The following is an 11,749-nucleotide window of genomic DNA, read 5'->3' on the forward strand; positions in this document are numbered from 1 at the left end:
AGCCGGGCGGTAAGGGGCGTTGGGCGGGCTGGGGAGCTGAGGGAGGGTGGGCGGCAGGAGGGTGCTGGTTGGGATGGAGTGCCGGGGCGGGGTGGCGTCACGGGTGGGGCGGGGGCGGGCTGCCGGTTGGCCTGGTCGAAGGAGAAGTGCGGCCGAGTGGGGGAAGGCGGGCTGGCGTGGGCGTTGCTTGGACGGGTCCCGGGTGACGTCGGCGGGGGAAGGGTTAGGGAGGGGGTGGGGGGAGGGTTTTCAGGGCGGTTCGGGTGAGGAGGGTGGGGGTGGGGTGCCAGGGGGTGGTGTCGGTGGGGGGCCAGGCGTAGGAGGGGGTGTTGGTGGTGAGGAGGGTAAGGAGACGGGGTTCGTCCAGGGTGGTGGCGGACCAGCGGTAGAGGTGCGGGAGGCGGGGGGAGATGACGCCGACGTCGAGGAGGCGGCCGAGGCCGTGTTCGTCCTTCACGTACGTCTCGACGTCGTCGGCCAGGGGATAGCGGTCGGGCAGGACCCGGGACAGCGACAGGAAGATGCCGGTCATGCCGAGCCGGGGGTCGCCGAGGAACGGGGCGACGGGCGCCAGCCAGCCCAGCGCGAGGCGCGGCGCCGTCACCAAGGCGTGGGCATAAAGCACCCGCATCAGGACAAGGTTCATGAAGAACCGCTCCGTCCGGCTCTCGGCCACGGCGAGGTCGTGGTGATCGAGATAGGCCGAGACGACGCTCAGGTTGTGCGCGCGGTACCAGGTCCGGGTGCTCGGCGCGCGGATGAAGTCGACGGCGGCGGCGACGCTCGGCGCCGTCGGCGGTCCGGCGCGGCCGTCGACGATGCCCCACGCCTCCCAGCCGTCGCGCAGCAGCCGTTCGTTGACCGCCCGCCACCAGGGGCTCCCGGGCGTCGCGCAGTCGGCGGGGCACAGGAGGCCGCGGCGTAGCTGCCACCCCATGAACGCGCTCGCCGCCCGCCGGTAGGGCAGGTGCCGTCGGGCGCGGCCGCCCGGCCCGCCGTACAGCCGCCGCATGAGCGCGAGCCGCCCTTCGGGGTCGTCACGAACCCGACCCACCTGCTCCCGCGCGTAGTCAGCGGCCGGTTTTCGGGACATGTCCCTATTCTGCGTGCTCAGCGCTGCTCCGCGGGGCTTGTCCGGGACGCCTCGAGTTCGCGGGCCAGCGTCTGGGCGTCGAAGGGGCCGATGTGCCTACGGTCGCCGACAAAGAAGGTGGGCGTGCCGCGGGCGCCGCTGGCCTCGGCGCTGGCCAGGTCGGCGCGGACGCGGGCGGCCGTCGCCTCCGACTCCAGGTCGCGCAGGAACTGTTCGACGTCGAGGCCGAGTTCTCCGGCGTATCCCGCGATGTCCTCGAATTCGAGTTCGTCCTGGTGTGCGAAGAGCGTGTCGTGCATCTCCCAGAACCTGCCCTGGTCCCCCGCCGCGATCGCGGCCCGCGCGGCGAGTTCGGCCTGCGGGTGCACGTCGCTGAGGGGCAGGTGCCGGAAGACGTAGCGCAGTTCGTCGCCGAACCGCTGGCGCATCTCGCGGGCCGCGCCGGTGGCCCTCGCGCAGAAGGGGCACTGGAAGTCGCCGTACTCGACGAGGGTGAGCGGGGCGTCGACGGGGCCCCTGATGTGGTCGACGTCCGGGTCGACGGGCCGGTCGAGGAAGCGGGGGAGGTCGGCGTCGCCCTCGCCGAGGAAGACGGCGGCGATCCGGAAGATCACCCAGCCGACGAGCGTCGCGAGCACCGCCGCGAGCAGGACACCGACCGTCGCCTCGTCGCGCAGGATCGGGTCGTCGAACGCGAGGCCCGCGATGAGCAGCGAGACGGTGAACCCGATGCCCGACAGCGCCGCCCCGCCCAGGAGGTTGCCTCGGCCGACGCCCTGCGGGAGTTCGCCCATGCCGAGCCGGGTCGCGAGCAGCGCCGTCCCGCCTACGCCGACGATCTTGCCCACCACCAGCGCGCACACGACGCCCCAGGTAAGCGGCGACTTCAGGGCTTGGAACAGGACGCCGTCGCGTAGGTCGACTCCGGCGTTGGCCAGCGCGAACAGAGGCACGACGACGTAACTGGCCCACGGATGCAACTGGAGCTGCAACCGTTCGTTGACCGACACCGCCCGTTGCAGCCCGAGGCGGGCCGACCTGCCCACCTCGACCCGAGGCGACTGACGGAAGGCACGGAACCGTTGGGCGGCCTCCTTCACCGCCTCCCTGGCCGGTTCGTGCGCGGCGATGAGGAGGCCGCCGAGCATGCCCGCGATGGACCCATGCAGGCCCGCCTCGTACGTCGCCAGCCACAGCGCCACCGCGACGATCACGTACGGCGAGGTGCGCCACACGCCCAGCCGCGACATCAGCGCGAGCGCCCCGCACAGGACGGCCATCGCGATGAGAGGCGGCACGTTCAGGTGGTCGGAGTAGACGAGGCCGATGACGCTCACCGCGACGATGTCGTCGATCACCGTGAAGATCAGCAGGAAGATGCGCAGCTGGGTGGAGAACCGCGGCCCGATCAGGGCGAGCGCGCCCAGCATGAACGCGGTGTCGGTGCCGATCACGACGCCCCAGCCGCGCGACGCCTCCCCCGAGGAGTTGATCGCCAGGAAGATCAGCGCGGGCACGACGATGCCGCCGAGCGCCGCCATGACGGGCACCGCCGCCCGACGCGGATCCGTCAGCTCCCCGACGGAGAACTCGTGCCGCACCTCAAGCCCGACGACAAAGAAGAACAACGCCATCAGACCGTCGTTGACCCAGTGCTCAAGGTTCATCGACAGTGAGCCGTCGCCGATCGAGATCGACGCGTCCGTGTGCCACAACGCCTCATACATGTGCGACCACGGCGAATTCGCCCACACCAGCGCCAACAGCGTCGCGCCCAACAGCAGCCCGGCGCTCCCGGCCTCCGTCGCCATGAACCGCCTGACGGGCCCCGACAACTGCGCCAACAGGGCGCCTTCCCGCGCCCTGGTCTCCGACCGCGTCTTCATCGGCGGCCCCCGGACCACGCCAGCCGCCCCGCGGCCCCATCCCTCACGATCATGTAGCTCATTCTCCGCACTCCAGCCCCGGGCACACCACCCAACCGCCCAACCTCACACCCACCCCTACCCCCTCCCCCCACAACAATCTCCGTCCCGCCGGCGGAAACGCGATACTCACCGTCAGGACACCCCTGCCGTCGGTCACGGCCCTTCCCGGCGGTTCAGGGGGTGAGCATGTCGGCCAGGTCGGCCCTGTCGTTGACGCCGAGGCGGGCGTAGACAGCGACGAGATGGTTCGACACCGTACGGACAGAGGTGTGCAGAAGGGTCGCTATCTCCCGGTTGCTCAGGCCGGACGCGGCGAGTCCCGCGACCTCCCGCTGTCGCGCCGTCAGCTCCGGGAACGCGAGCCCCACCAGCGCGGGCGTGCGCGCGCCCTGGCAGCGGGCCGCGAGCCGCCAGCCGCGCGCCCGCGCCGCGCGGGCCGCCCGCGCCGACCCCGCCCGCTCGTACGCCGCCGCCGCGTGCGCCTCGGCCTCGGCCGCGTAGAGCACGAGGCCCGCGTTCTGGAAGCCGCGCGCCGTCCGCTCCAGCGCGATGGCGTCACCGGCCGCCGCGCCCGCGGCGTGCCCGGCGCACAGCTCCGCGAGCGCGCCGCCCATCCGTCCGGCGAGCGCGGCGAGCCGGTCGGCGACGAGCGCGGCGCGGCCGAGCCGGACGACGTCGTGCAGGGCGAACACCAGATAGCCGCCGAGCCCCCGTCGTTCCGCCTCGGCGGCGCAGGCCAGGGCTGCCTCGACGGCGCCCGAGCCGTCGCCGTCGAGGGCGGCGACCCAGGTCGCGGCGAGCCGGGCCGGGAAGTCGATCAGCTCGAAGCCGGGCGCGCCCCGCGCGACCGCCGCCGCCAACGTGGGCTCGGCCTCCGCTCTGAGCCCCAGGAGCGCCGCCGCGTGGGCGAGTTCACCGAGGCAGAGGCCGGAGAAACCCGCCGTGCCGTCGGTGAGCCGTGCCGCGCCCTCGCGCGCCGTCTCCAGCGCCTCCCTGGTCCGCCCGAGCAGGCGCAGAATCTGCGCGCGGTGTCCGAGGAACCCGGCGACCCCGAGGTTCCAGCCCGCGAACCGCGCCTCGAACCGCCGGGTCATCTCGTCGGCGACGGCCAACGCGCCCGTGACGTCGCCGGTGGACACCCGTCCGACGAGCCGCGCGCACTGCACGCTCGTCTCCGCGTCGGCGATCGCGTCCCAGCCGTCGTAAGCCGAGAACGCCGCTTCCGCGCTGGTCTCTGTCGTCGCCGCGTCCTCGGTGTAGGCGGCGAGGATCGTGCGACCCACCGCCGCGTAGGCGCCCGCCCGGCCTGTCAGCGCGGGGCCTGTGAGCGCGTGGCGCGCCCGCGCGAAGTCACCGCGCTGCGCGCTGATCCAGGCGCGCATTCCAGTGATCTCCGGCGATTCCCCCGCGACGGCCCCCGCCGCCTCGTCCAGTACCGTCAGCGGATCCGCCACGGAGAAACCGGTCAGACCAATACCGAAGGCACGCATCGCCGCGAGTTCGACGATCTCCGCGTCGTCACGGCCCTCACGTCCGGCGAGCAGAACGTCGGCCTCCGCGCCGCGTCCCGTCAGGTACAGGACACGGGCGAGAGCGACCGCCGCGCCGTGGCCGCCGCCCGCCGCGAGCGCGGCGCGGGCGAGCCGCTCGGCGAGCCCGAGATCGTAGGCGGCCGTGGCGCGCAGGCACCCGTCCACCGCGCCTTCCGGGTCCTGCGGCGCGCCGCTCTCCAGCCGCCACACCGCCACCTGGAACCGATCGGCAGCCCGGCGCATGCCGGTCGCCTCGACGGCCGCGGCGAGGGCCGCCAGGGTCCGCCGGATCAGCAGCGGACTCGCCTCGCCGCGCGCCAACTCGCCGTACAGGGGGTGACCAAGGCAGGCGTCGATACGGCGGCCGTCGGACGTCAACCGGATCAGGCCGCGCGCCACTGCCCCCTCCACCGCGGCGTCGGAGGTGAGCCGCGCGAGCGGCTCGGCGGCCAGCGGCTCGCCCAGCGCGACGAGGCGCAGCACCTCGCGTTCGGCGGCGGGCACCTCGCCCGCCCGGTGCCGGATGAGGTCCTGGAGCCTCGGCGTCATCGGCAGGTCGCCGTCCCAGCGCCAGATCCCGGTGTGCTCGGCCAGGTGTCCGCCCGCCGTCCCCGCCTCGACCAGCTCGCGCAGGAACAGCGCGTTGCCGCCCGCCGTCCGCCACAGCCGCGCCGCCGTGTAGTGCAGCACGGGGCCGCCGAGCGCGCCGCGCAGGATCGCCGCCGACTCCGCCAGCGTCAGCGGGGCCACCGGGAGGAGCGAGCAGGGACCCTCCTTCCACAGCGAGCGCACCGCGTCAGGGACGGGCTCGCCCTCCCGCACCGTCGCGAGCACCCGGTGCCCCCGGTGCACGACAAGGTGCTTGACCAGCGCGGCCGAGGCCGGATCGAGGAGGTGGGCGTCGTCCACGACGAGGAGCAGCGCACCGGCCCCGCCCGTGATCGCCTCCTCCGCCCACCGCAGCGGATTCGACATCGTCCGCACGTCGGGGACGGGCAGCAGATGCCCGAACACGCCGAACGGCAGCCGCGCCGCCGCCCGCGTCGCGGCCACCCGCAGCACCCGCGGACCGCCCGGCGGCAGGAGTTCGACGGCCTCCGCCGCGAGCCTGCTCTTGCCGACCCCCGCGTCCCCCGTCAGCACCGCCCCGCCGGGCGCGCGCACCCGTTCGCCGATCTCGCCGAGCAGCGCCGCCCGCCCGGCGAACGGCCAATGCCCTCGCACGCCGGCAGCATAGGGGCCGGGCGCCCCCAGATCCGTGTCAGGCGGCACAAGCCGCCTCACCCGGCCATCCGCCCGGCCCCCGGCTCAGGCCCCCGTCATGCGCGTGTCCAGCCCGTGCCGTCACGCACGATCCGCTGAGCCACCCACGCCCCCGTGACGGCCTGGAGCACCGCCGCGAGCGCGAGCAGGACGAGTACCCCCGTCGCCTGCCCTACCAGCAGCACCGGCACCGACGCGACGAACACCCACCCCACCCACGCCGCGACCCGGCCCGACCTGGCGAGCGCGACCCCGATGAGGACCGGACCCAGCAGCATCCCGGCGATCGCCAGCAGCGAGGGCCAGGTCAGCACCGGTGACGCCGCGACCCCGTCGTCGAGGATCCTGACCGTCACCGCCTGGTCCACCCCCGCCTCGGCTGCCGCGAGCAGCAGGAAGTCCTGCGACATCAGCAGCGTCAGCTGCGCCGCGGAGCCGACCGCGAACAGCACGAGCCCGGCCCCCGCCGTGCGCCTGGCCCCCGCCAGCGCGACAAGCCCGATCAGCAGGACGGCGGGCACATACAGAATCCCGTAAAGCAGGTTGAACAGGACGTAGACGCTCAACTTCCCCGACGCGGCGACGGAATCCGCCACCATCTCCGACGTCTCCGACATCCCCGGGTAGGGCAGGAACAGGGCACCCACGGCCACCGAGAGCGGTCCGAGGACGGCGAGCGCACCCGCTGCCGTCCGTCCCGTCGTCCGCCGCCCGTGCACCGTCTCCGCTGTCGTCATCACGAACCTCCAGAAGATGGACTGCTTCAGGAGTGTGCGCGGTCGGCCAGACAATCGCTTGAGTAGGCCCTACTCAATCAAGCCAGCCCGCCCCGGCGGAAGGAGCACCCGGTCCTGACGGTCTCGCCTTGGGGTCAGGAGAGGGAGGTGCCGTAGATGCGGGTGACGGTCATGGTCATGAGGACTCGGCGGTCGGTGACCATGACGGAGCGGTATTCGGGCCAGTCGGGATGGTCGCCGGCGGCCAGGCGGTAGTAGTCGACCAGGGCTTCTACCTCGGGGCCGTGGGGGTCGGTGCCGGGGCCGGTGAGGGTGACGGGGCCTTCGGCGGTGGCCCAGGAGCGGCCGTCTGGGGAGGTGACCTCCAGGGCGGCTCTCGGGTCTCGGCGGAGGTTGACGGTCTTGGCGCGGCCCTCGGTCATCGAGACGTAGAGGAGTTCGTTCGGGCGGTCGTAGAACGGGAGGACCGGCGAGAGTTGAGGCAGGCCGTTGGCTTTGATCGTCGCCAGGACTCCCAGGCGGCTTTCGGCGAGCAGGGTGCGCGGATCGAAGGCGGTCATACCGAAGATCAACTCATGATCGGGCCCCGCCTATTCCCCGACCCGCGCGCGCCCGTCCACTCAGTGCTTGTGGCCGCCCCGCTTTCCGACGACCTCCCACTTGTCGATGGTGCCGCCGACGGCCTGCCAGAGGGTGCTCTTGTCCGCGTCGCTCAGGCCCTCGTCCGGCCCGGTGTAGGCGGCGCAGATCCGCTGCTTGACCCGGGCCTTGTGCAGCGCCTGCGCGGCCCGGATCGCGACCTTCGTCTGCCACGCGAACTCGGCCCAGGAGTCGCCCAAGGCCGCCTTGATGCTCTTGACGCCCAGCTCCTGCTGCCACTTCCCGCACAGCAGCGTGAACGCCTCCGCCACCGGGCGCGGCTTGAAGACCTTGGTGCCGTCCGCGGGCTCGCTGTTCGCGGCCTGGAAGATGGCCCCGCGCGTCGGCGGCGCGCCGAACCCGAGGATTCCGGCCACGGCGAGGGCGGCGTCGGCCAGTTCCTTCTGGTTGTCCAGGACGCTGCGGTCGAGCGTCGCGGCGAGCGCCTGCTTTCCGGACGCCGACGGCACGTGGCCCAGCTCGACCCGGTGGTATCCGGGGACGGGCCCCTGCCACTGCTCCATGCGGCCCTCCTGGAGGTTGTAGATCTCCTCCAGGTAGACGGTGCGGGCGCCGAGCAGCGCGGGGCCTTCGAGCGCGCCGCTGCGCATCCCGATGTTCATGAAGTTGTAGCCCGCTTTGACCAGGTAGGCGAAGAGCGCGAGCTGCATCCGCCTGTCGCCGGTGATGAACGGACTCTCCTTGTCGTTCCAGAATTCGGTGAGATCGACGTCGACGACCTTTTCGAGCTTGTGCCCGCCGTCGCCCACGATGACGATCTTGGCGTTCTCGATGAGACCTTTCTCCCTGATCGTCGCGATCAGGTCGGTCGTCGCCTTGACGCTGGTGTCCAGTTCGGGGTGGGCGCCGCCGGCCGCGCCGCTGCGGCGGAACCACAGGAAGGCGTAGGCGTTCTGCTTGGTGAAGCGTTCGGCGACCCACGCGGCGATGGTCTTGCCGCCCGGCACGAGCGACACGGCACCCGTCTCCCAGCCCTTGGGCAGCCAGGCGGCCTGGAGCGCCGCCTGGGAGTTCTTGGCGGACGTCCCGAACGCTTCGGCGACGATCCGTGTCGCGTTCCCGATCGCCACGCACGTCCCGGTGCCGGAGACGATCTTCGGCGCGCCCTTCGGGAAGACCGAAGGCGGGAAGTACCCCTCAAGGCTGTAGCGGTAGGCGAGCCTGGCGTTGTGCACCGGGATCAGCGCGATCCGGCGCCCGCCCGCCAGCGGGCAGCTGTTGTAGAAGCGCAGGAGGACGTCGGCGCGCTTCCTGTGGTCCGCGGAGGCGGACTCGTAGAAGAAGGCGAGCCCGGCCCCGTGGTGCAGGGTGAGGGCGGCGTGCACGCCGAAGGTGTCGCCGCTCATGTAGTCGGCCTGGGCGATGACGATCTCCAGGTCGTCCCCGGCCGGGTCGTAGCGGTACACCTCGGGTGTCGCGAACTTGTCGCCGACCTTCTGGACGGCCGCGCGGATCGCCTCCGACGCGCCGTACACGTGCTTGTCGAGGATCTCCTCGACCTTGGGGTTGCTCTTGCGCGGGTGGAAGGCGTCGAGCATCGAGTCGACGAGGTCGAGCCATGCCCCGCGCGCGTCGATGCCCTCCGGCGTGGGCGGCAGCTTGAGCATGTCCAGGACCTGCTCGTGGACGCTCCTGGCGACCCACGCCAGCTCGCGCAGCGTGTCCTCGGTGAGCGGCTCCTCCTCCTTCAGCCTGGGGAGCAGCGCCTTGACGATCAGTCGTGTGTGATGGAAACGCGGAAGCCGCTCGATGAATGGAGTGGTCATCGTGTCCTCTCGGGTCGGTCCCCTGTCGACTGTCGACCGAGGCCCAGTGAGGCACAGGCGGACGTGACGCGTCAACGTGCTCCGTGACCGCATCATGGCGATGCGTGAGTCCGCAATGAGACTCTCCGCCGTTTTCGCCCGTCCTAACCGCCGGTCAGCTGACAGGGGACCGACCCGAGGGGATCACACGGGGTCGGCCAGCTGCGCCGGGTCGAAGGCGTCGAGCGTCCGCAGGGTGACCCCCAGCGCGTCCACGACGACCAGGTGACGGTCGGGGACGGTGATCCAGTCCTCGGCGTCGTCGTTCGGCTCGCTGGCCACCAGGGTGCCCTCAGGGCCGCTCCGGTAGCACAGGGTCTCGCCCCAGGTCGTCGCGACGACCGTCTCGCCGTCGGTGGCCAGGAGGTTCAGGCAGGCGTGCGGGTCGAGGACGAGGACGTCCTGGACCAGCTCGGGCACCGCGGAAGCCAGCGGACGGCCCTGGTCGAGCCGCTGCCAGAGCAGCTGGGCCAGGAACGCGGCGTCGCAGGTGGACTCCGGCACGTATTCCGGGTCGTGCAGCGGTGTGGTGAGCCGCACGTTGAGGTGCCCGTTCAGGGACAGCAGCGCCGTCCCGTGGGTGAAGGGGGCCGTCGCCGCCTCCTCGATGGGCATGCCGGGGCTCGCCCCCCGGACGGCGCCCACGACGCACGTGCCATGGACCTGCTCCGCGAGGGCCGGGAAGTCCGGGTCATCCTCGATCGGCCCGGTACGCCGGTAGCTGAGGGCGTGGCCGTCGGCGCCGAACCAGCCGATGCCGAAGCCGTCGCGGTTGATGAGGTCGATGTGCTGCCAGCGCGGCCTGGCGGCCTGGCGCGGCAGCCCATAGGTGGGCCGCAGAACCAGCTCCTCCACCGTGCGATCTTGTCCCAGCCAGGCGAAATGACGGCACATGGGCCCACCTCCCAGGTCTTCGACGACATCCTTAGACACGCAGCATAAACAGCTAGACGCCATGGTGTTGCAGCCAGAGTTCCAGGAGTGCGAGTTGCCACAGGGCACTCGCTCCGAGCGTCGTCCTATGGGTGGTCGGGGCGGCCAGGAGACGGTTCACGTAGTCCTCCCGGAAGAGGCCGCGCGCCTTGGCGGCCGGGTCGGTGAGGGCCGTCCGGACAAGATCCAGGTAGGGCCCCGAAAGGTGCCGGATCGCGGGCACCGGGAAGGATCCCTTCGTCCTGTCGATCACCGCGTCCGGGACGACGCCGCGGGACGCCCGCTTCACCACGCCCTTGCCGCCGTGCGCCAGTTTGAGGGACGGCGGGCAGGACGCCGCCAGCTCGACGACCTCGTGATCGAGGAACGGGGTCCTGGCTTCGAGCCCGAAGGCCATGGTCATGTTGTCGACGCGCTTCACGGGGTCGTCCACGAGCATCACGGTGCTGTCCAGGCGGAGTGCCGCGTCTACGGCCTCCTCCGCGCCGGGCGTGGCGAAGTGATCGTGGACGAAGGCCGAGCTGTGGTCCTCGCCCAGGTAGGCCGGGCTGAGCTGGCCCGCGAGGTCGGCGTGCGGCCGGTCGAAGAAGACCTTGGCGTAGTCCTCGGCGGCCCGCTCCCGTGGGGTGTGGGCGAGCGGCGGGTACCAGTCGTATCCGGCGAAGATCTCATCGGCGCCCTGCCCTGACTGGACGACCTTGACGTGCTTCGACACCTCCTGCGACAGCAGGTAGAAGGCGACGCAGTCATGGCTGACCATCGGCTCACTCATCGCGCCTACGGCCCCGTGGAGGGCGCCCAGGAGGCGGTCGTCTCCGATGCGGATCCTGTGGTGTTCGGTACCGAACTCGCGGGCTACCAGGTCGGAGTAGGCGAACTCGTCGCCTTCCTCTCCCCCGGCGGCCTGGAAGCCGATGCTGAAGGTGGCGAGATCACGCTGTCCGGCCTCGGCCAGGAGGGCGACGATCAGGCTGGAGTCGATGCCGCCGGACAGGAGCACCCCGACGGGCACGTCCGCCACCATCCGTCGGTTCACCGCCGTCCGGAGCGACGCAAGGACGGCGTCCGGCCACTCCTCGTCCGGGAGGACCACCTCTCGGGTGAACGACGGTCGCCAGTACACGTGATCGTCCTGGGAGCCGTCCGGATGGATCGTCCTCACCGTCGCCGCGGGCAACTTCTGCACGCCGCTCAGGATCGTCCGGGGGGCGGGGACGACGGAGTGGAACGTCATGTAGTGGTGCAGGGCGACGAGATCCAGCGACGTGTCCACGCCGCCGCCCTCCAGCAGCGCGGGCAGTGTTGAGGCGAACCGTAGGCGACGCGCGTCACGCGTCACGTAGAGGGGCTTGATCCCGAGCCGGTCACGGCCGAGCAGGAGAAGGCCCGTGTCGCGCTCCCACAGGGCGAAGGCGAACATGCCCTTGAGCCGGGTGACAAAATCGCGCCCCCACCGGTGGTAGCCCTTGAGGAGGACCTCGGTGTCCGAGGTGGAGAAGAAGCGGTAGCCGTCCGCCTGAAGCTCCGCGCGCAGCTCACGGTAGTTGTAGACGCAGCCGTTGAAGACGCCCGCCAGGCCGAGCTCGCTGTCGATCATCGGCTGGGCGGCCCGGTCGGACAGGTCGATGATCCGGAGCCGCCGGTGCCCGAACGCGAGCGGGCCCGACGCCCACACGCCGGAGCCGTCCGGGCCACGGGACACCATCGACGCGTTCATGCGCGCCACCCCGTCCACGTCGGCGGGGTGGCCGTCGAACCGGAGTTCACCGCAGAAGCCGCACATACGTCTTTTCTTCCT

General features: G+C 71.8%; 8 protein-coding genes. All 8 read right to left on the bottom strand.

The features are described from left to right. Positions 1–223: 223 nt before the first annotated feature. Positions 224–1,093, bottom strand: a complete 870-nt coding sequence (locus LO762_RS27970; protein WP_230619188.1) for a hypothetical protein — start codon at positions 1,091–1,093, stop codon at positions 224–226. A 17-nt stretch (positions 1,094–1,110) separates the two neighbouring features. After that, positions 1,111–2,979 carry a Na+/H+ antiporter NhaA gene (nhaA, locus tag LO762_RS27975; RefSeq protein ID WP_230619114.1) on the bottom strand — a complete coding sequence of 623 codons (1,869 nt, stop codon included), beginning with the start codon at positions 2,977–2,979 and terminating at the stop codon, positions 1,111–1,113. A 215-nt stretch (positions 2,980–3,194) separates the two neighbouring features. Further along, positions 3,195–5,777 (bottom strand): helix-turn-helix transcriptional regulator, encoded by a 2,583-nt coding sequence (locus tag LO762_RS33745; protein ID WP_230619115.1) that lies wholly within the window; start codon positions 5,775–5,777, stop codon positions 3,195–3,197. Positions 5,778–5,872: 95 nt separating this feature from the next. Beyond that, a complete protein-coding gene (locus tag LO762_RS27985) occupies positions 5,873–6,553 on the bottom strand; it encodes a hypothetical protein (protein ID WP_230619116.1) in 681 nt (226 codons plus the stop codon). Positions 6,554–6,687: 134 nt separating this feature from the next. Continuing rightward, positions 6,688–7,113, bottom strand: coding sequence for a PPOX class F420-dependent oxidoreductase (locus LO762_RS27990; protein WP_230619117.1), 426 nt, complete (start codon positions 7,111–7,113; stop codon positions 6,688–6,690). Between the two features lie 60 nt (positions 7,114–7,173). Then, positions 7,174–8,979 carry a hypothetical protein gene (locus LO762_RS27995; protein ID WP_230619118.1) on the bottom strand — a complete coding sequence of 602 codons (1,806 nt, stop codon included), beginning with the start codon at positions 8,977–8,979 and terminating at the stop codon, positions 7,174–7,176. 183 nt (positions 8,980–9,162) lie between these two features. After that, positions 9,163–9,873: a class II glutamine amidotransferase gene (locus tag LO762_RS28000; RefSeq protein ID WP_230619119.1), complete on the bottom strand. Its 711-nt coding sequence runs from the start codon at positions 9,871–9,873 to the stop codon at positions 9,163–9,165. Positions 9,874–9,964: 91 nt separating this feature from the next. Further along, positions 9,965–11,734 carry an N-acetylglutaminylglutamine amidotransferase gene (locus LO762_RS28005; protein ID WP_230619120.1) on the bottom strand — a complete coding sequence of 590 codons (1,770 nt, stop codon included), beginning with the start codon at positions 11,732–11,734 and terminating at the stop codon, positions 9,965–9,967. Positions 11,735–11,749: the final 15 nt, after the last annotated feature.

The organism is Actinocorallia sp. API 0066, assembly GCF_020991275.1.
Lineage (GTDB): Bacteria > Actinomycetota > Actinomycetes > Streptosporangiales > Streptosporangiaceae > Actinocorallia.